Source organism: Nocardioides sp. LMS-CY (assembly GCF_018732145.1).
Lineage (GTDB): Bacteria > Actinomycetota > Actinomycetes > Propionibacteriales > Nocardioidaceae > Nocardioides > Nocardioides soli.
Window position 1 is genome coordinate 4,556,468 of sequence record NZ_CP076104.1, and the last position, 19,568, is coordinate 4,576,035.

At 72.3% G+C, this 19,568-nt stretch carries 17 protein-coding genes; 6 read left to right on the forward strand and 11 right to left on the reverse strand.

The window, feature by feature from the left end; all coding sequences use genetic code 11:
- Positions 1-2: 2 nt before the first annotated feature.
- Entirely contained in the window at positions 3-1,688 is a 1,686-nt protein-coding gene (locus KM427_RS21530; protein WP_215525257.1) for an ABC-F family ATP-binding cassette domain-containing protein, read from the reverse strand.
- A gap of 91 nt (positions 1,689-1,779) precedes the next feature.
- Here KM427_RS21530 and KM427_RS21535 point away from each other — a divergent pair, with 91 nt between their 5' ends.
- The gene (locus tag KM427_RS21535) at positions 1,780-2,769 is read left to right on the forward strand and encodes a phosphatase PAP2 family protein (RefSeq protein WP_215525258.1); all 990 of its coding nucleotides are present in this window, start codon (positions 1,780-1,782) and stop codon (positions 2,767-2,769) included.
- A gap of 93 nt (positions 2,770-2,862) precedes the next feature.
- Entirely contained in the window at positions 2,863-4,758 is a 1,896-nt protein-coding gene (locus KM427_RS21540) for an FG-GAP repeat domain-containing protein (RefSeq protein ID WP_215525259.1), read from the forward strand.
- Positions 4,759-4,776: 18 nt separating this feature from the next.
- On the opposite strand, the gene mgrA is transcribed toward KM427_RS21540, so the two are convergent.
- The 4 genes from mgrA to KM427_RS21560 all read right to left on the reverse strand — a co-directional run bounded on the left by mgrA (position 4,777) and on the right by KM427_RS21560 (position 10,839).
- Positions 4,777-5,820 carry an L-glyceraldehyde 3-phosphate reductase gene (gene mgrA, locus KM427_RS21545; protein WP_215525260.1) on the reverse strand — a complete coding sequence of 348 codons (1,044 nt, stop codon included), beginning with the start codon at positions 5,818-5,820 and terminating at the stop codon, positions 4,777-4,779.
- Positions 5,821-5,955: 135 nt separating this feature from the next.
- Complete coding sequence (locus KM427_RS21550; RefSeq protein ID WP_215525261.1) at positions 5,956-8,007, reverse strand: acyltransferase family protein; 2,052 nt, start codon at positions 8,005-8,007, stop codon at positions 5,956-5,958.
- 82 nt (positions 8,008-8,089) lie between these two features.
- Positions 8,090-10,147 carry an acyltransferase family protein gene (locus tag KM427_RS25765; protein WP_215525262.1) on the reverse strand — a complete coding sequence of 686 codons (2,058 nt, stop codon included), beginning with the start codon at positions 10,145-10,147 and terminating at the stop codon, positions 8,090-8,092.
- 77 nt (positions 10,148-10,224) lie between these two features.
- On the reverse strand, positions 10,225-10,839 hold the full coding sequence (locus tag KM427_RS21560; protein WP_183591848.1) for a TetR/AcrR family transcriptional regulator: 615 nt from the start codon (positions 10,837-10,839) through the stop codon (positions 10,225-10,227).
- A gap of 79 nt (positions 10,840-10,918) precedes the next feature.
- On the opposite strand from KM427_RS21560, the gene KM427_RS21565 reads away from it, so the two are divergent.
- Positions 10,919-11,713 (forward strand): SDR family oxidoreductase, encoded by a 795-nt coding sequence (locus KM427_RS21565; RefSeq protein ID WP_183591849.1) that lies wholly within the window; start codon positions 10,919-10,921, stop codon positions 11,711-11,713.
- On the opposite strand, the gene KM427_RS21570 is transcribed toward KM427_RS21565, so the two are convergent.
- Together KM427_RS21570 and truA are read right to left on the reverse strand one after the other, a co-directional pair.
- Positions 11,710-12,306: a class I SAM-dependent methyltransferase gene (locus tag KM427_RS21570; RefSeq protein ID WP_215525263.1), complete on the reverse strand. Its 597-nt coding sequence runs from the start codon at positions 12,304-12,306 to the stop codon at positions 11,710-11,712. The two genes, KM427_RS21565 and KM427_RS21570, sit on opposite strands and share 4 nt — an antisense overlap.
- The gene (gene truA / locus KM427_RS21575) at positions 12,303-13,109 is read right to left on the reverse strand and encodes a tRNA pseudouridine(38-40) synthase TruA (RefSeq protein ID WP_183591851.1); all 807 of its coding nucleotides are present in this window, start codon (positions 13,107-13,109) and stop codon (positions 12,303-12,305) included. The genes KM427_RS21570 and truA overlap by 4 nt, the downstream gene beginning before the upstream one ends.
- Positions 13,110-13,147: 38 nt before the next feature.
- Here truA and KM427_RS21580 point away from each other — a divergent pair, with 38 nt between their 5' ends.
- Positions 13,148-14,809, forward strand: a complete 1,662-nt coding sequence (locus KM427_RS21580; RefSeq protein WP_215525264.1) for an NAD(P)/FAD-dependent oxidoreductase — start codon at positions 13,148-13,150, stop codon at positions 14,807-14,809.
- Here the strand turns inward: KM427_RS21580 and KM427_RS21585 are convergent.
- Positions 14,806-15,684, reverse strand: coding sequence for a carbohydrate kinase family protein (locus tag KM427_RS21585; protein WP_215525265.1), 879 nt, complete (start codon positions 15,682-15,684; stop codon positions 14,806-14,808). The genes KM427_RS21580 and KM427_RS21585 overlap by 4 nt on opposite strands.
- A gap of 22 nt (positions 15,685-15,706) precedes the next feature.
- Here KM427_RS21585 and KM427_RS21590 point away from each other — a divergent pair, with 22 nt between their 5' ends.
- Positions 15,707-16,069 carry a GntR family transcriptional regulator gene (locus KM427_RS21590; RefSeq protein WP_353846977.1) on the forward strand — a complete coding sequence of 121 codons (363 nt, stop codon included), beginning with the start codon at positions 15,707-15,709 and terminating at the stop codon, positions 16,067-16,069.
- A gap of 6 nt (positions 16,070-16,075) precedes the next feature.
- On the forward strand, positions 16,076-16,969 hold the full coding sequence (locus tag KM427_RS21595; protein ID WP_215525266.1) for a ketopantoate reductase family protein: 894 nt from the start codon (positions 16,076-16,078) through the stop codon (positions 16,967-16,969).
- A 55-nt stretch (positions 16,970-17,024) separates the two neighbouring features.
- Here KM427_RS21595 and rplQ read toward each other — a convergent pair whose 3' ends face one another.
- The 3 genes from rplQ to rpsD all read right to left on the reverse strand — a co-directional run bounded on the left by rplQ (position 17,025) and on the right by rpsD (position 19,534).
- Positions 17,025-17,594 carry a 50S ribosomal protein L17 gene (gene rplQ / locus KM427_RS21600; protein WP_215525267.1) on the reverse strand — a complete coding sequence of 190 codons (570 nt, stop codon included), beginning with the start codon at positions 17,592-17,594 and terminating at the stop codon, positions 17,025-17,027.
- Between the two features lie 201 nt (positions 17,595-17,795).
- Entirely contained in the window at positions 17,796-18,812 is a 1,017-nt protein-coding gene (locus KM427_RS21605; RefSeq protein WP_183591856.1) for a DNA-directed RNA polymerase subunit alpha, read from the reverse strand.
- Positions 18,813-18,925: 113 nt separating this feature from the next.
- Positions 18,926-19,534: a 30S ribosomal protein S4 gene (gene rpsD / locus KM427_RS21610; protein ID WP_183591857.1), complete on the reverse strand. Its 609-nt coding sequence runs from the start codon at positions 19,532-19,534 to the stop codon at positions 18,926-18,928.
- Positions 19,535-19,568 lie beyond the last annotated feature (34 nt).

The following is a 19,568-nucleotide window of genomic DNA, read 5'->3' on the forward strand; positions in this document are numbered from 1 at the left end:
GCTCACCGGGCGCGCTCCACCCGGGTCTCGTCCCACACCGGCTCGTCGGACTCGTAGACGCCGCCGTCGGCGCCGTACACGAGGAACCGGTCGAAGCCGCGGGCGAACCACCGGTCGTGGGTCACCGCGAGCACGGTGCCCTCGAACGCCCCCAGGCCGTCCTCGAGCGCCTCCGCGGACTGCACGTCGAGGTTGTCGGTCGGCTCGTCGAGGAGCAGCAGCGTCGCCCCGGACAGCTCGAGCAGCAGGATTTGGAAGCGCGCCTGCTGCCCGCCGCTGAGCGACTCGAAGCGTTGCTCACCCGCATGCGCGAGCTCGTAGCGGTCCAGCACCCGGCTGGCCTGCTCACGGCCCATGCCGTCCCGGTGCTCGTTGCCGCGGTGCAGGATCTCCAGCAGCGTCCGGCCGATCAGCTCGGGGTGCTCGTGGGTCTGCACGAACCAGCCGGGCCGCACCCGCGCGCCGAGCCGCGCCATCCCGCGGTGCTGCACGGGCGTGATCTCGACATCGCCGACGGGCTCGTGCTCCTTGTCGGGCCGAGTGCCGCCGGCGGCGAGCAACCGCAGGAAGTGGGACTTGCCCGAGCCGTTGGACCCGAGCACCGCCACCCGCTCGCCGTACCAGACCTCGAGGTCGAAGGGCCGCATCAGGCCGGTCAACTCGAGCCGCTCGCAGACGACCGCGCGCTTGCCGGTGCGGCCGCCCTTGAGGCGCATCGTCACCTGCTGCTCGCGCGGCTGCTCGGTGGGCGGTCCCGCCTCCTCGAACCGGCGCAGCCGGGTCTGCGCGGCCTGGTAGCGGCTGGCCATGTCGGCGTTGTACGCCGCCTTCTGCTTGTACATCAGCATCTGCGCGCGCAGCTTGGCGTGCTCCTCGTCCCAGCGCTTGCGCAGCTCCTCGAAGCGCTCGAACCGGGCGCGGCGGGCCTCGTGGTACGACGCGAAGCCGCCCGGGTGCGTCCAGACCAGGTTGCCCGCACTGCCGAGCTCGACGGTCACGACGCGGGTGGCGGTGTTGTTCAGCAGCTCGCGGTCGTGGCTGATCATCAGGATCGTCTTGTCCGACTCGCGGATCCGCCCCTCGAGCCAGATCTTGCCGGGTACGTCGAGGTAGTTGTCCGGCTCGTCGAGCAGCAGCACCTCGTCGGGACCGCGGAGGAGGTACTCCAGCACCAGGCGCTTCTGCTCACCGCCGGAGAGCGTGCTCAGCTCGCGGTACTTCGCCCGCTCGTAGGGGACGCCGAGCCCGGCCATCGTGCACACGTCCCAGGTGACCTCGAGGTCGTAGCCACCCGCGTCGGCGTACTCCGCGAGGGCGCCGGCGTAGCGCATCTGGGTCTTCTCGTCGTCGACGTCCATCAGCGCCCGCTCGCAGGCGTCGACCTCCTCGGCGGCCGCCCGGATCCGCGGCGGGGCGACGCTGCGCAGCAGGTCGGCGACCGTGGGATCCGCGCCGAGCCCGGCGCCGACCATCTGCCGCATCACCCCGAGGCCGCCGGAGCGGGTCACCACGCCGGCGTGCGGCGCGAGCTCGCCGGTGATGATGCGCAACAGCGTCGTCTTGCCCGCGCCGTTCGCCCCGACCAGCGCCACCTTGGCACCCTCGCCGACCCGGAATGAGACGTCGTCGAGCAGCACCCGCCCGTCCGGCAGCTCGTACCTCACGCCCGCCACGTCCACGTGTCCCACGACCCAGGATTGTCCGCGATCCGCCCGACCGTGGCACCTGGTTTTGCCGGTGCTCGGCATGGCCGTCGGTCGGGCTCTCTAGAATCCCCGCATGGGCCAGGGCGTGGAGATCGACGAGACCCGCGTCGCCACCACCCTCCGGCCGGTCCCCCACCCCCGCACCCGACGCAAGGTCCGCGCCCTGGCGATGACGGCGTACGCCGCGGCGCTGACGACCTGGTCGCTGACCCTGGGCATCCCCAACGACACCGTCCAGGTCTTCCTCTGGCTGTGGCTCGGCACCGTGGCGTGGAACATCGAGGCGCGCCCGCGCTACCACCTCAACTTCCTCAAGGACTGGTGGCTGCCGGTCGTCGGACTGGTCATCTACTTCTTCAGCCGCGGCCTGACCGACGAGCTCGGCCTGCCCGTCCACGTGATGATGCCCATCCACGTCGACGAGTGGCTCGGTGGCGGGCAGACGCCGACGCAGCGGCTCCAGGAGGCGTGGTGCGGGGACCCGTGCCTGCGCGACAGCGAGCCGCGCTGGTACGACCTCTTCTTCACGACGGTCTACGCGACCCACTTCGTCACCGGCCTGACGATCGCGGCGGTGCTCTGGGTGCGCAACCGCCCGGCCTGGGTCCGCTGGATGCGGCGCTACCTGGCGATCAACTTCGGCGCCCTCGCCGTCTACATCCTCTACCCGATGGCGCCGCCGTGGATGGCCTCGGAGGAGGGCCGGCTCGGCGCCCAGGTCACCCGCATCACCGGGCGCGGCTGGTCCGACATCGGCCTGGACCGGGTCGACCTGATCCTGCACGGCGTCGGCAACCCGGTCGCGGCGATGCCGTCGCTGCACGCCGGCATCACCTTCCTGATCGCCGGCTACGGCATCCAGCGCCTGCGGTCGCACTGGCGCTGGCTGCTCGCGCTCTACCCCCTCGCGATGTGCACTGCCCTCGTCTACTACGCCGAGCACTACGTCATCGACGTGGTCGCGGGCGCGCTGCTCGCGGCCGCGGTGCTGATCGGATGCCAGCTCTGGGAGAACAGTCGCCAGCGGCCCGCGGAGGCGCCGGCCCCGAGCGACGTCGAGTAGCCGGGATCCGAGAAACTTCGTAGAATATATTTCATATTGTTCGAGAAAGTGTCACGGTGAGCACCCTCCCGCCCTGAGCCGAAGGACCTCGCCGTGACCGACAGCCACCACCGGCCGCACCCCCGACCCCGTCGCCGCCCGCTCGTGGCGGCCCTCTCCGTCGCGTGCGTCGCGGCCGTGCCGGCGGTGGTCGCCGTCCTGCCGGCGAACGCCGAGGAGAGCGCCGGCGGGCCTCCGGCCTTCCGACGGGTGGACGTCGACAGCACCGTCAGCGGGGCCAGCTTCACCTCGGTCGGCCAGATCTACGCCGGCGAGCAGGACATCGTGACCAGCGGCTACGGCGCCCTCGACGGCGGCGGCCGCCCCGTCGGCGGCGGGACCCTCCAGATCTACCGGCCCGGGGCGAGCCTCGACACCTGGACCAAGGTCACGGTCTTCGACGCGGACGCCGGCATCGTCTTCCCCAACGCCACCACCATCGACGACGTCGACGGGGACGGCGACAACGACATCATCGTGCCGTCCGGCTACTTCTTCGGCACCGATCCGGCGGCGCCGGCCTGGCTGGGCTCGACCGGCGCCATCACCTGGTGGGAGAACCGGGGACCCGGCGTCCCCTTCGCCGAGCACACCATCGTGTCGGGCCGGGCCGCGTCGTACCACGGCGTGCAGTACGTCGACCTCGACGGGGACGGCGTCAGGGACATCCTCAGCGTCGCCGAGGAGGGTCGGATCGCCGGCGAGCTGACCGACGACGCCGTCGAGACGCACTTCTTCAAGGGCAACGAGGACCTGACCTTCGACGACCCGGTCGTGCTCGCCACCGACCTCGGGGGCAGCCAGCCCGTGGTCCACGACGTCGACGGCGACGACGACCTCGACATCATCACCTCGCAGTACTTCCGCACCTTCAACTCGGCGACCGGCTCGACCTTCCTGTGGCTGGAGAACCAGGACGACGACGGCGTGCTGACCGAGAGCGACTTCACCCTCCACACCATCGCGACCCTGGCCGACAGCCCGGCCGGCCGCGGCGTCGGCATGGGCTTCCAGATCCGCCCGGTGCCGGACTTCCGCGGCCCCGGCACGCTGTCGTGGATCGGCACCAACCACGTCAACCGCTGCACGTTCGGGTCGATCCTGCCGGTGCCCGAGCAGGTCATCGAGTTCGACCCGGGCACCGACCCGACCGGCAACTGGGGCCTCACCACGCTGTCCGACCCCGCCACCCCGGGGCCGGCGTGCCCGTCGCCGTACCACGCCACCTACCAGACCTTCAGCGACCAGATCACCGCGCGCTACGGCTACGGCCAGGGCGCCCCCGGCGTCTTCGGGTACGGCGACATCGACGGCGACCGCGACGTGGACCTGCTGGTCTCCGGCGACGGCGACCGCCGGCTCTGGTGGGTCGAGAACGACGAGGGCGACACCACGCTCCATCGGCTGACCGGGCCCGACGAGCACTTCGGGCAGGCCGGCGGCGCCGTGGTGGTCGACCTGAACGGCAACGGCACCAACGAGCTGGTGTTCAGCTCCTTCGACCAGAGCACGCTGGCGATCTGGACCCGGGACCCGGCGCCGACACCCACGGCGCCACCCACGACGCCCCCCGTCCCGAGCGCGCCGCCGAGCCCGGTCCCCACCGTGCCCGGCCCGACCGTCCGGACTGTCGCGAGCTCGCTGCGGGTCACCCCGGGCAGGCGCGTCGTGCCGGCCGGCACGCGGGCCACGTGGAAGGTCCGGCTCGCCGCGGCGCCCGGCGGGCCGCGGCGTACCGTCACCGTCGTCTTCGACCCCGCCCGCGGCAGGACCGTCAAGATCGGCAAGCTCCGGCTCGGGCCCACGGCGAAGAAGGGCGTGCAGCAGGCCCGGCTCTCGTTCCGCGCGAAGAAGCGGGGCCGGCTGGTCGTGACCTACACCGGGACCACGGTGACCAGCACGCTGCGGGACGCCCGGGCCAGAGGCACGGCCCGCGTCACCGTCCGCTGAGGTCGGTGCCCGGCCGGCTCACTCGTCGGACTCGGTGACCCACAGGTTGATCCCCGCCTCGACGGCGTCCTCGTCGATCAGCCGCAGCTCCTCCTCGGTCAGCGGCGGGCCGGAGAGCGCGTCGAGGTTGGTGTCGAGCTGCGCGACGGAGCTCGCCCCGATCACTGCCGAGGTGACCCGAGCGTCGCGCAGCGCCCACTGGAGGGCGAGCTGGGCGAGCTTCTGGCCACGCGCCTGCGCGATCTCGTTGAGCCGGCGCACGTGCTGCAGCGTCGACTCGTCGAGGTGGGTGTCGCCGATCGAGGACCCGTCGCGGGCGGCGCGCGAGTCGGCGGGCACGCCGTCGAGGTACCGGTCGGTGAGCAGGCCCTGGGCGAGCGCGGTGAACACGATGCACCCCATCCCCTGCGCCTCGAGCTCGTCGAGCAGGTCGCGCTCGATCCAGCGGTTGAGCATGGAGTACGACGGCTGGTGGATCAGCAGCGGCGTCCCGAGCTCGCGCGCGATCGACGCGGCCTCGCGGGTCTGGGCGGCCGAGTACGACGAGATGCCGACGTACAGCGCCTTGCCCTGCCGCACGGCGTGGTCGAGGGCACCGATCGTCTCCTCCAACGGCGTCTCGGGGTCGAAGCGGTGGCTGTAGAAGATGTCGACGTAGTCGAGGCCCATCCGGCTCAGCGACTGGTCGAGCGAGGCGAGCAGGTACTTGCGGGAGCCGCCGCCCTGGCCGTACGGACCCGGCCACATGTCGTAGCCCGCCTTCGTCGAGATCACCAGCTCGTCGCGGTAGGGCCTGAGGTCGTCTGCGAGGTAGCGACCGAAGTTCTCCTCAGCGCGGCCGTACGGCGGTCCGTAGTTGTTCGCGAGGTCGAAGTGCGTCACCCCGCGGTCGAACGCCCGGCGCACGATCGCCCGCTGGGTCTCCTCCGGCCGGTCGGTCCCGAAGTTCTGCCACAGCCCGAGTGAGATCGCCGGGAGCCGGAGTCCGCTCCGCCCCGTGTAGCGGTACTCCATCCCGGTCGCATCGGTCTCGTAGCGGTTGTCGGCGGCCTGGTAGCTCATGGCCCCGATCCTGCCAGCCCACCGCTCGCCCGGTGATCGAGGTGCGACCCGCGAGTCACCGTCGTACCTGACCTGAGTGTCGTGAAATCTGCGGATCCACAGCACTCTGGTCAGGTACGACGCGGCGGCGGGGCCTCAGTCCGACAGGAGCCCCGTGTCCTCGATCGCGGCCCAGATCTCCTCGCTCCGTGCGACGCCGATGTCGCCGGTGAGGTGGTCGACGTTGCGCCAGACGACCACGTCGTCGAGCACGGGCAGGCAGACCGGAGCGTCGGGGCACACGATCGGGTTCACGTCGATGGCCGCGGCGTCGTCGCGGCTGGTGGCGACCGTGTCGTAGAAGCTGTCGACGGTCGGTCGCTCCAGCGGGGGCACGACCACACAGTCGCCGAGCGTCGACGCGCGGGCCAGGCAGTCGAGCGGGTCGGGACCTTCGCTGTCGAAGCCACCGGTGCCCATGATGCTGTGCACCATCACCAGGGGTGCACCGGCGTCGCGCACCAGGTCGGCGGTGCGCTCGGTCGCCTCCAGCTGCATCTGGTGCAGGTCGCCGGCCTCGCCGTCGCGGTCGACCACGTGGCCCTGCCAGCGGTCGGCACTGCGCGCGAGCGACGTCGTGACCACGAGGTCGGGCTCCATCTGGGGCAGCGTCTCGCGATAGAAGTCGTCGCGGGCCTCGTGACACTGGGCCTGGTTCTGCGCCGAGGCCCACGCGTTGTAGAGGCCGTCCTGCCACGGACACGACGACACGATGTCGACGTACAGCCGGAAGCCGTGCTCCTCGGCCATCCGCTCGAAGGCCGGGGCGAGCATCCGCGCCTGGCTGTCGCCGACGAGCACCACGGTCCGTCCGTCGCCGGGGGTCATCAGGCAGTCCTCGACGGCGTCGGGGGTGCACCACTGGTCGTCGGGACCGCGGTCGTCGGACACTGCTCGGAAGTCGATGTCGGGCACCGGCTCCTCCAGCTCGGCCGAGACCGAGGCCGGCACCGCGGTGCCGGCCTGCGCGCCGGCCTGCACGGCGGGCGCGCGGTCGCTCTCGAGCACCGGCGGGACGACGACCAGCGCGACCAGCACCGACAGCGCCAGGCCGCCGACCACGCTGGCCCAACGGCGCGGGGCCAACCGCGGCGACCGCCGGATCGGCGTCTCGTAGACCTGGAACGAGAGCGCGGCCAGTCCGGTCGCGATGGCACCGGCCAGGAGCGCAAGCACCCAGGCGTCGACGTCGAAGAGCTGGCCGAGCACCAGGATCACGGGCCAGTGCCACAGGTAGGTGCCGTAGGAGATCTTGCCGAGGTACGCCGGGGTCGGTCGGCCCAACAGCCGCGCGAGCGGCGAGCCCGGCACGGCGTACACACCGGCGATCGCGGCGACCGACGCCGCGGCGGCGGCGATGCCGCGCGCAGAGATCGACAGGTCGAGGAGGCCGCTGGAGAGGAGCAGCAGCCCCGCCACGCCGAGTCCGCCGACGACGGTGCCGAGCGCGGGCGACCAGCGCCGGTCGCCGGAGCCCGGCCCGGCGCGGCCGAACTCCCGGAACGCGACGGCCAGCGCCGCGCCCGCGAGCAGCTGGTACAGGCGGGTGTCGGTGCCGTAGTAGGCCCGGTTGACGTCGACCTGGGCATAGGCGATCTGGGCCACCAGGGACGCCGCACCGAGGGTGAGCAGCACCGCGAGGAAGAGCCGGCCGCGGTGCTTGCCGAGCTTGACCATCAGCGCGACCAGCAGCGGGAACACGAAGTAGAACTGCTCCTCGATCGACAGCGACCAGAAGTGCAGGAAGGGACTCTTGTCGGTGTCGGTCGCGAAGTAGTCGCTGGCGGCGGAGATGAAGTGCCAGTTCGACACGTAGAGGAGCGCGGACTGCGCGTCGCGCACCAGCGGCAGCCGCTCGGGCAGCGACGCCGTCAGCACGAACACCAGGCTGGTCACCACGATCACCAGCACCGCGGCAGGCAGCAGCCGGCGGATCCGGCGGGCATAGAAGCCGCCGAGGCTCAACCGGCCGTGCTCGTCGACCTCGGCCAGCATCACGTTCAGCACGAGGAAGCCCGAGAGCACGAAGAAGAGGTCGACGCCGATGAAGCCGCCGGCCGCCCAGCCCGCGCCGGAGTGGTAGAGGAGGACGAGGTACACCGCGACCGTGCGCAGGCCGTCGATCTCGGGGCGGTATCTCCAGGTCATCGCTGCGCCACAGTAGCCGCCGGCTGCTCACGGTCACGACTTCGCGCGGGCCGACGCAACCGACGTCACACCGGGCCGGGGCCTACTCCTCGAGCAGCCCGGTGTCCTCGATCGCTCGCCAGATCTGGCCTCGGACGCGGGTCGTCAGCGTGCCCGTGAGGTGGTTCTGGTCGCGCCAGACCACGGCGCCGCCGAGCATCGGCAGGCAGCTCGGCGCATCCGGGCAGACGACCGGGTTGAGATCGATCGTCGCGACGTCGGCGCGCGGCGCGGCGACCGTGTCGTAGAAGCTGTCCACCGTCGGCCGCTCGACCGGGTGCGGCACCACGCAGTCGCCGAGCGTCGTCGCGCGGGCCAGGCAGTCGAGCGGGTGCCGGCCCTCGCCGTCGTAGCCGCCCGCGCCGATGATGCTGTGCACCATCACCAGGGGTGCACCGGCGTCGCGCACCAGGTCGGCGGTGCGCTCGGTCGCCTCCAGCTGCATCTGGTGCAGGTCGCCGGCCTCGCCGTCGCGGTCGACGACATGGCCCTGCCAGCGGTCGGCACTGCGCGCGAGCGACGCCACGACGACCAGGTCGGGCTCCATCTGGGGCAGCGTCTCGCGATAGAAGTCGTCGCGGGCCTCGTGGCACTGCTCCTGGTTCTGGTCCGAGGCCCACGCGTTGTAGAGGCCGTCCTGCCACGGACACGAGGACACGATGTCGATGGAGAGCCGGAAGCCGCGCTTCTCGGCGAGCCGCCGGAACGCCGGGGCGAGCATCCGCGCCTGGCTGTCGCCCACCAGCACCACGTGCCGGCCCTCGCCCGGGACCAGCAGGCACCCGTCCAGGTCGTCGGGCGTGCACCAGGTGTCGGCCGGGCCGCGGTCCGCCGCCACCTTCTCGTAGTCGAGGTCCGGCACCCGTCGCTCCAGCGCGGACCGCAGCTCCGGGGACGAGTCGACGGCGAGCGGGCCGCCGACGGCCTGCACCGCGGGGGTCCGCTCGCTGCGGAGCACCGGAGGCACGACCACCACGGCGATCGCCACCGAGACGGCGAGACCGCTGACCACCGTGGTCCGGCGGCGGGGCGAGAGCCATCTCGATCGCCGGATCGGCGACTCGAACACCTGGAACGACAGCGCCGCGAGGCCGCTCGCGATGCCGGCGGTGAGCAGGGCGAGCACGGACGGGCGGACGTCGAGGAACTGGAGGAGCACCAGGATGACCGGCCAGTGGTAGAGGTAGGTGCCGTAGGAGATCTGGCCGAGGTACGCCGGCACCTGCCCGCCCAGCAGCCGCGCCGGCCACGAGAGCGGCGCGGCGTACAGCCCGAGGATCGCGGCCACCGAGGCGACCGTGGCCAGGATGCCGCGGGTCGAGACCGACACGTCGGGAACGCCGATGACGAGCACGAGCAGCGAGCCGATGCCGGCCAGCCCGAGCAGGCTCCAGCGTCGCGACGACCCGGGCCCGCTCTCCGAGCCGGCGGGCGGCGGGCGCCAGTAGTGGCGCACGGCCAGGGCCAGGACCGCGCCGGCGAGCAGCTGGTAGAGGCGGGTGTCGGTGCCGTAGTAGGCCCGGTTGACGTCGACCCGCGCGAAGGCGATCTGCGCCGCGAGCGACGCCAGCATCAGCGCGACCAGCACGGCGAGGAAGCGCTTCCGGTGCTGCCAGCCCAGCCGCACCATGAGCACGACCAGCAGCGGGAACACGAAGTAGAACTGCTCCTCGAGCGAGAGCGACCAGAAGTGCAGGAAGGGGCTCTTGTCGGTGCCGGTCGCGAAGTAGTCGTTGGCGGCCGCGATGAAGTGCCAGTTCGCGACGTAGAGGAGCGCGGACTGGGCGTCGCGCACCAGCGGCAGCCGCTCGGGCAGCGACGCGGTCAGCACGAAGACCAGGCTGATCAGCACGATCGCGAGCACGGCCGCGGGCAGCAGCCGCCGGACCCGGCGCGCGTAGAAGCCGAGCAGGCTCAGCCGTCCGCGTTCGTCGATCTCGGCGAGCACGACGTTCAGCACGAGGAAGCCCGACAGCACGAAGAACAGGTCCAGCGACACGAAGCCGCCCGGGACCCAGCCGGACTGGGCGTGGTAGAGGATGATCGTGTAGACGGCCAGGAAGCGAAGGCCGTCGAGCTCGGGGCGGTATCTCCAGGTCATCGCTGCCCCACCGTAGCCAGCCGTCCCAGAAACCCCAGCCGACCCAACCGCACCAGACGGGCCCGGGCGGCCTCGGCTCAGGCCGGTCCGGGCGCGTTCGCCCCCGCCATCCGCAAGGCCAACAGCCGGTAGTGCGCCGCCACCTCCTCGGGGGACCACCGGCCCTCGTCGCGGTACCACCGGGCGACGTCGATGCCGAGGGAGAGCACGGCCGAGGCGGTCATCCGCGGGTCGGGCGTCGCGAAGGCGCCGCTGGCGACGCCGCGGTCGATGACCTCGCGGACCACCAGGTCGATCTGGTGCCGGATCTCGAGGATCTGGGCGCGATGCTCCTCGCTGAGCGCCGCCAGCTCGTAGTTGACGACCCGGGCGCCGGTGTGCGCGACGGCGTGGTCGCGCACGAAGTCCTCGACCAGATCGCCCAGCTGCCGCACCGGGTCGACGGAGCGCGCGACCGAGGCGCGCACCAGCTCCAGCACCCGCTCGTGCCCGTCGCGGGAGAGCCCGAAGAGCAGCTCCTCCTTGGAGCGGTGGTGCACGTAGAGCGCCGCCGGACTCATGCCCGCCGCCGTCGAGATGTCGCGGGTCGTCGTGCCGTGGAAGCCGCGCGCCGCGAACGCGTCGAGCGCCGCCCGGGCCAGCCGGGTGCGGGCGTCACCGTCCGGCGCCGGGATGGGGGTGGACGCGCTCATGGAGGAGATGGTAAGCAAGCGCTTAGTCAAGGACAAGCAGGACCCGACCGGGTGGAGGCGGCGTGACGGGAGGACCGGGATGCACCCGCTGATCGAGGGCCGCGGGGTCGTCGTGACCGGTGCCGGGCGCGGCATCGGCCGCGCGCTCGCCGTGCGGATGGCCGCCGAGGGGGCGCGGGTCGTGGTCAACGACCTGGACGCCGACACCGCGCGCGCGGTCGCCGGCGAGGTCGGCGGCACCGCCCTGCCCGGCGACGTCGCCACGGCCGAGGGCGTGCGCGCACTGGTCGACGGCGCCACCGACGCGCTCGGCCGGATCGACGTCTTCTTCGCCAACGCCGGCATCGACGGAGCGGTCGGGCCCGACAGCCTCCAGACGCCGGACGACGCGTGGGACAAGATCGTCGACGTGAACGTGCTGGCCCACGTCCGCGCCGCCCGCGAGCTCGTGCCGCGCTGGCTCGGGGACGGGCGGGGCGGCCGCTTCGTGGTCACTGCGTCGGCCGCCGGGCTGCTGACGATGATCGGCAGCGCGCCGTACGCCGTGACCAAGCACGCCGCGGTCGGCTTCGCCGAGTGGCTCTCGGTCACCTACGGTGCCCGAGGCGTCGACGTGCACGCGATCTGCCCGCAGGGCGTGAGGACCCAGATGCTCGAGGACGCCGGCCCGCTCCAGGACCTGCTCTCGCGCGACAGCGCGCTCGAGCCCGAGCAGGTCGCCGACGCCGCCGTGGCCGCCATCGGGGAGGGCCGGTTCCTGGTGCTCCCCCACCCCGAGGTGGCGGCCTACTACGCCGCGCGGGCGACCGACACCGACCGCTGGCTGGCCGGGATGCGCCGGCTGCAGCAGAAGGTCGACCAAGCCACGAGCTAGGCCCGCCGCGTCTCCAGGATCCGGAACCCCTTGGCGCTGGCGAGCCGGGCGGTCGGCCAGCCCTGGTCGTCGAGCCAGCGCTGCAGCGAGTCAGCGCCGAGGTTCTTGCCGACCACCATCACCGCACGGCCACCCGGCGCCAGGCGGGGCAGCCAGGTGAGCAGCAGGTCGTGCAGGGCCTCCTTGCCGATCCGGATCGGCGGGTTCGACCAGATCTCGTCGTACTCGTCCCCCGTCGGCACCTGCTCGGGGCGGCACGCGACGAAGCGGCCGGCGACGCCCATCGCCCGGGCGTTCTCGTTGGCGAGCGCGATCGCGCGGTCGTTGACGTCGATCGCCGTGACCGAGGCGAGCGGTACGGCGGCGGCGATCGCCAGCCCGATCACGCCGTACCCGCAGCCCAGGTCGAGGAACCGGCCCTGCACCGGCGGCTCGGTCTCGCGGAAGAGCACCCCGGTCGCGTGGTCGAGGTGGCCGCGGCTGAAGACGCCGGAGCCGCTCACCAGCGTGAGCTCGTGGCCCCAGACCGAGCAGGTGAAGGTCTCGCGCTCGAACGGCACCGAGGGGTCGGCGCTGAAGTAGTGGTCGGTCATCCGTCGATCTCCTCGGGGCGGCGGCGGGCCATCGTCTGGTGCACCCGCGACTCGAGCTCGTCGTCGGGCGGGTAGCCGACCTCCTCGAGCGTGAGGCCGTGGGCGTGCACGACCGCGACCGACGAGCTGCGCACCGCCGCGCGCAGGATCTCGTCGGCCCAGTCGACGGGCCGGCGTCCCTCGCCGATCGCGATCAGGCAGCCGACCAGCGACCGGACCATGCTGTGGCAGAAGGCGTCCGCGCGCACGGTGCCGACCAGGACGCCGTCGTCACGCCGCCACGACAGCTCCTCCAGGGTCCGGATCGTCGTCGCGCCCTCGCGCTGCTTGCAGAACGAGGCGAAGTCGTGCCGCCCCACGAGCAGCAGCGACGCGGCGTTCATCGCGGCCTCGTCGAGCGGTCGCGGCCAGGCCAGCACGTGCGACCGGGTGAGCGGGTCGACGGCGGCCGGGGTGTCGGCGATCCGGTAGGCGTAGCGCCGCCACAGCGCGCCGAAGCGGGCGTCGAACGCCGGCGCGGCCTCGGCCGCGCGACGCACCCGCACGTCGGCGGGCAGGATGCCGTTCAGCCGCCGCACCAGGGACCCGAGCTCCGGCGGCTCCGCGACGTCCAGGTGCACGACCTGCCCGCGGGCGTGCACGCCGGCGTCGGTGCGGCCGGCGCAGACCACGTCGACCGCCGGCAGCCGCAGCGCGGTCGCCAGCGCGGCGGTCAGCTCGCCCTGCACGGTCCGCAGTCGCGGCTGGGCGGCCCAGCCGTGGAAGTCGGTGCCGTCGTAGGCGAGGTCGAGGCGGAGGCGCACGACAGACAATCCTATGAGCCGGGCCTACGCTCGTTGTCGTGAGCGCCGTCCCCGCCATCGTGCTCATCTCGGAGGACCACCCCGACGAGATGCGCGCCGGCTTCGCACGCTACGTCGCGGAGTACGACGTCCGCGTCGCGCGGTCGTGCCGCGAGGCGCTCCTGGTCACCCACGACGTGCTCGCCGAGGGCGGCACGGTCGCGATGTTCGCGAGCGAGTCGGTGCTGCCCGACGCCGACGTGCTGCACTGCTTCCACAAGCTCCGCGAGAAGGTGCCGACCGCACGCCGGGTCATCGCCGCCCACTGGGACCGCTTCGTCCGGGACGCGCCCGGCCTGCGCGCCGGCATGGCCAAGGGCAAGTACGACGCGTTCCTGCTGATGCCGCGCGGCACCCGCGACGAGGAGTTCCACCACGCGATCACCGACCTGCTCTCCGACTGGGGCTCGACGGTGCCCGACCCGGAGGTCGTGGCGGTCAAGATCATCTCCCCGGTCCGCGACGGGCTGACCCTGGCGATCCGCGACTTCCTCGACCGGATGGGCATGCCGAGCCGGGTCTGGCCGCCCGACAGCGACGCCGGCCGCTACGTGCTCGCGCAGTGGGACGGCGAGCCGGCGTACCCGCTGGTCTGCGCGGTCAACCGCCAGGTCATCCACGCGACGAGCGTCCGCGACGTCGCGATCAACATCTACGGCACGCCCACCGAGATCGACCTCGACCACGTCGTCGACGTCGCGGTGGTCGGCGGTGGCCCGGCCGGCCTCGCCGCCGCCGTGTACGCCGCGTCGGAGGGCCTGTCGACGGTGATCCTCGAGGCCGAGGCGATCGGCGGCCAGGCCGGCACCAGCTCCATGATCCGCAACTACCTGGGCTTCCCGCGCGGCATCTCCGGCATGCGCCTGGCCCAGCGGGCCCGCAACCAGGCGCTCCGCTTCGGGGCCCGGTTCTACACCGGGCAGGTGGTCGACGAGCTGCGCCCGGGCCTCGACGGCGAGCCCCACGTGCTGTGCACCGACAGCGGCGAGGTGCGGGCCCGCGCGGTGGTGATCTCCAGCGGGGTGGCCTACCGCAAGCTGCGGGTCGACCCGGTCGAGGAGCTGGTCGGCTCCGGCGTCCACTACGGCGCGGCGATGACGGCCGCGCGGGAGATGGAGGGCCAGGACGTGTACGTCGTGGGCGGCGGCAACTCCGCCGGCCAGGCCGCGGTGCACCTGGCCCGGTTCGCCCGCTCCGTGACGATCCTGGTGCGCCGGCCGGACCTGGCCGAGACGATGTCGTCGTACCTGATCGGGGAGATCCGGTACAACCCGCGGATCACGGTGCGCACCTGCAGCCGGGTCGTCGACGGCGGCGGCGACGGCCGCCTGGAGTGGCTGGGCCTGGAGGACGTGCGCACCGGCGAGCGGGAGCGGGTGCCGGCGTACGGGCTCTTCCTGCTGCTCGGTGCGGAGCCGCACTGCGACTGGATCCCGCAGCAGATCGCCCGCGACGACCACGGCTTCGTGCTCACCGGGCGCGACGTGCCCCGCGACCGGTGGGTCGACGACCTGCCGCCGGAGAACCTCGCCACCACGGTCCCCGGCATCTTCGCCGCGGGCGACGTCCGCTCGGGCTCGATGAAGCGGGTCGCGTCCGCCAGCGGCGAGGGCGCCTCCGTCGTGCCGCTGGTCCACGCGTTCCTGGCGCCGGCGCCCTAGAGCTCCGAGCGGTACGGCGGGTCCGCGCCGGGTCGCGAGACCGTGACCGCCGCCGCGCGGGCGGCGTGCGCGAGCACCTCCTCGACCTCCGAGGTGGACAGGCCGTCGAGCGGGCGACCCCACAGGGCGTCGACCAGAGCGGCACCGAACGTGTCGCCCGCCCCGATCGTGTCGGCGACCTCGACCGGCAGCGACGCGACCTCGACGGCCCGCGTCGCGTCGACCCAGGTCGCGCCCTCGCCGCCCCGGGTCACCACGACCGCGGTCGGGCCGAGGGCGAGGAGGTGGCGCGCGGCGGCGTCGACGTCGAGGGCCGGGTAGAGCGTCGCGAGGTCCTCGTCGGAGGCCTTCACCAGGTCGGCGGCCGCCGCCATCCGCTCGACCCGCGCCACCACGTCGGGACCGGTGCCGGTGATGGCGGGTCGCGCGTTGACGTCGTAGCTGATCGTCGTGGTGCCGCGCAGGCCGCCGAGCAGCTCGAGCACCTGGCCGGCGCCGGGCTCGAGCACGACCCCGATCGAGCACACGTGCACCGCGACCGGTTGCCCCGGTTCGACCGGGCCGAGCCGCCACTCCAGGTCGAAGTCGTACGACGCGGCCCCGTCCGCGCCGATGGTCGCCGACGCGGTGGCCGTGCGCTCCAGGACGACCGGGTCGGTGGCCAGCTCCACGCCGGCCCGGGCCAGGTGCTCGGCCAGCATCCGGCCCCGAGCATCGTCGGACCAGGCGGTCGCGAACCGGACCGGCCGGCCCAGGCGGGCCAGCGCCACCGCGACGTTCGCCGCGCTGCCCCCGGCGTGCTCGACGGTCGTGCCGTCGGCGGCGTGCACGATGTCGACGAGCGCTTCACCGATCACGAGGGCGTCCCTGCACATGGGACGTCTCTACCATGCGGTCATGACCGAGATGGTGGTCCACCCGCTCGACGCCGACTCGCCGGTGCCGCCCTTCGAGCAGCTCCGCGCCCAGATCGCGACGCGCGCCGCCTCCGGCGACCTGCCCGCCGGCACCCGCCTCCCGACCGTGCGTGCCCTGGCGGCCGAGATCGGGCTCGCGGTCAACACCGTCGCCAAGGCCTACCGGGCGCTGGAGGCCGACGGCGTGATCGCCACCGAGGGCCGGCGGGGCACGTTCGTCGCGGCCAGCGCCGCCGGCTCCGGGGCCGATGCCCGCGACGCCGCGGCGGCGTACGTCGCCGCCGCCCGGCGGCTCGGCCTCACCCTCCCCGAGGCGGTCCATCTCGTCGAGCGGGCCTGGTGACGCGACATGCGGTTCGTGGTCTACGGCGCGGGCGCGGTCGGCGGCGTCATCGGCGGCCGCCTCCACCTCGCCGGGGTGCCGGTCACCCTGGTCGCGCGCGGTGAGCACTTCGTCCGCCTCCGCGAGCACGGCCTGGTGCTCGACGCGCCCGAGGGACGTCATCGCATCGAGGCACCCGTCGTCTCCTCCGTCGCCCAGGTCCACTGGAGCGCGGAGACGGTGGTGCTGCTGACCGTGAAGTCGCACCAGACCGCGGCCGCCCTGGACGACCTCGTGCGTCACGCCCCGCCGAGCACGGTGGTCGCGTGTGCCCAGAACGGCGTCGCCAACGAGCCGGAGGTCCTGCGCCGGTTCGCCGCGACGTACGCCGTGTGCGTGATGCTGCCCGCCCTGCACCTCGACCCGGGCGTGGTGGTGCAGAAGTGCGGGCCGACGCCGGGGATCCTCGACCTGGGCCGGTACCCGCACGGCGTGGACGCGACCGCCGAGGCGATCGCGGCCGACCTCGGCCTGGCCGGCTTCGAGTCGCGACCGCGGCCGGACATCATGGCGTGGAAGTACCGCAAGCTCCTCACCAACGCCGCCGGCGACGTGCCGACGCTGTTCCCACGCGACGAGGCGCCAGGGCTCGCCGACCAGGTGACCGCGGAGGGCGAGGCCGTCCTGGTCGCCGCCGGGATCAGCGCGGTCACGGCGGCCGAGGACGACGAGCGCCGGGGCGACCTCCTGCAGCCCCGACCGGACATCGCCGGCTTCCACGGCAACTCGCTCGCGCAGAGCCTGGCCCGGGGGCTCCCCACCGAGATCCACCACCGGGTCGGCGAGCTCGTGCTGCTCGGGCGGCTGCACGGGGTGCCGACCCCGGCATGCGACCGGGTGCTCCGCGAGTGCCTGAAATGACGACGACCCGCCAGCAGCCGCTGGCGGGTCGTCGTGCCGACGTGCGAGACCTGGGTCAGGCCTTGTCCTCGTCCTCGGCGGTCTCCTCGGCGGCCGGAGCTTCCTCGGCCGCCTCCTCGGCCACGACCTCCTCCGCGACGTTCTCGACGAGAGCGTCCTCGGCGACGACGTCCTCGGCGACGGCCTCCTCGACCGGAGCCTCCTCGACCGGGGCGGGGGCAGCAGCGGCCGGAGCGGCCTTCTTCGCCTTGGGGGCCGACGGCTGGTAGGCCTCGGTCACCAGCTCGATGACCGCCAGCGGGGCGTTGTCGCCCTTGCGCGGCCCGATCTTGGTGATCCGGGTGTAGCCGCCGGGCCGCTCGGCGAAGGTCGGCGCGATCTCGGTGAACAGCGCGTGCACGACCGACTTGTCGCGGATGGTCTTGAGGACCTCGCGACGGTTGTGCAGGTCACCCTTCTTGGCCTTGGTGATCAGCTTCTCGGCGTACGGCCGCAGCGCGCGGGCCCGCGACTCGGTCGTCGTGATCCGGCCGTGCTCGAACAGCTGGGTGGCCAGGTTCGACAGGATCAGGCGCTGGTGGGCCGGGCTGCCGCCGAGGCGGGGACCCTTGGTGGGCTTGGGCATTGCTCTCTCTTTTCTCTCCGGCCGTACGAGGTACCGGGGTAGACGACCGCCCAGGATGGCGATCGATTTTCACTTGTCCAGCAATCCGCGTCCCGGTCACCCGAAGCACGACCCTCAGGCCGCCAGGCGACCGGAACCACAGACTGCGTCAACTGCGGCGCGGCAGCGTGGCGCCGAAGGCGACACGCTCGCGCAATTCCATCAGTACTGCTCGTCCTCGACGAAGGCATCGTCGTCATCGTCGCCGTACGCCGCGAGGGCGGCGTGCGGGTCGAAGCCGGGCGCGCTGTCCTTGAGGGACAGGCCCATCTCGACCAGCTTGGCCTTGACCTCGTCGATCGACTTCGCGCCGAAGTTGCGGATGTCGAGCAGGTCCTGCTCCGAGCGGCTGATGAGCTCACCCACGGTGTGGATGCCCTCGCGCTTGAGGCAGTTGTACGAGCGGACGGTCAGCTGCAGGTCCTCGACCGGGAGGGCGAGGTCGGCGGCCAGCTGCTCGTCGACCGGCGACGGGCCGATGTCGATGCCCTCGGCCTCGACGTTCAGCTCGCGGGCCAGGCCGAAGAGCTCGACCAGCGTCTTGCCGGCCGAGGCGATCGCGTCACGGGGACGAATCGACGGCTTGGTCTCGACGTCGATGACGAGCTTGTCGAAGTCGGTGCGCTGCTCAACACGGGTGGCCTCGACCTTGTAGGTCACCTTGAGGACCGGGCTGTAGATCGAGTCGACCGGCATCCGGCCGATCTCGTTGTCCGCGCCCTTGTTCTGGACGGCGGAGACGTAGCCGCGGCCGCGCTCGACGACCAGCTCCATCTCGAGCTTGCCCTTGTCGGACAGCGTGGCGATCTTCAGGTCCGGGTTGTGCACCTCGACGCCGGCCGGCGGCGCGATGTCCGCGGCCGTGACGTCACCGGCACCCGACTTGCGCAGGTACATGGTGACGGGCTCGTCGTGCTCCGAGGAGACGACCAGGCCCTTGAGGTTGAGGATGATCTCGGTGACGTCTTCCTTGACGCCCTCAATGGTCGAGAACTCGTGGAGGACGCTGTCGATCTTGATGCTCGTGACCGAGGCACCGGGGATCGAGCTGAGCAGGGTACGACGCAGCGAGTTGCCGAGCGTGTAGCCGAAGCCCGGCTCCAGGGGCTCGATGACGAACCGCGAACGGAACTCGTCGACGGTCTCTTCCGACAGAGTGGGGCGCTGTGCGATGAGCACTTGTTTCTTTCCTTTCCGGGCCCACCCGCTATTTGACGGGCCCGAACTTCAGGGTCGACGGAAGGTGAGGACGGCGCCGCGACTCCTCGCGGTCTCCGCGGCGCCGACCATGGTCACTTCTTCGAGTAGAACTCGACGATGAGCTGCTCCTGGACCGGGATGTCGATCTGGGCCCGGACCGGGAGCTGGTGGACGAGGATCCGCATCCGCGACGGGATCGCCTCGAGCCACGCCGGGACGACGCGCTCGCCGTGGGTCTCACGAGCCACGATGAACGGGGTCATCTCGAGCGACTTCTCACGGACGTCGATGACGTCGTGCGCGGCGACCTGGTAGGACGGGATGTCGACCTTCTTGCCGTTCACCTTGAAGTGACCGTGCACGACCAGCTGACGGGCGTGCCGGCGGGTGCGGGCGAACCCGGCCCGGTAGACGACGTTGTCCAGGCGGCACTCGAGCAGCTGGAGCAGGTTGTCACCGGTCTTGCCGGCACGGCGGGACGCCTCGGAGTAGTAGTTGTGGAACTGCTTCTCCATCACGCCGTAGGTGAAGCGAGCCTTCTGCTTCTCACGAAGCTGGAGGAGGTACTCGCTCTCCTTGATGCGGCCACGGCCGTGCTGGCCGGGCGGGTAGGGACGGCGCTCGAAGGACGAGTCGCCACCGACGAGGTCGACGCCGAGGCGGCGCGACTTCCGGGTCATGGGGCCGGTGTAACGGGCCATCTTCTACAAGTCTCCTGTTCGAAATCCGGTGGTT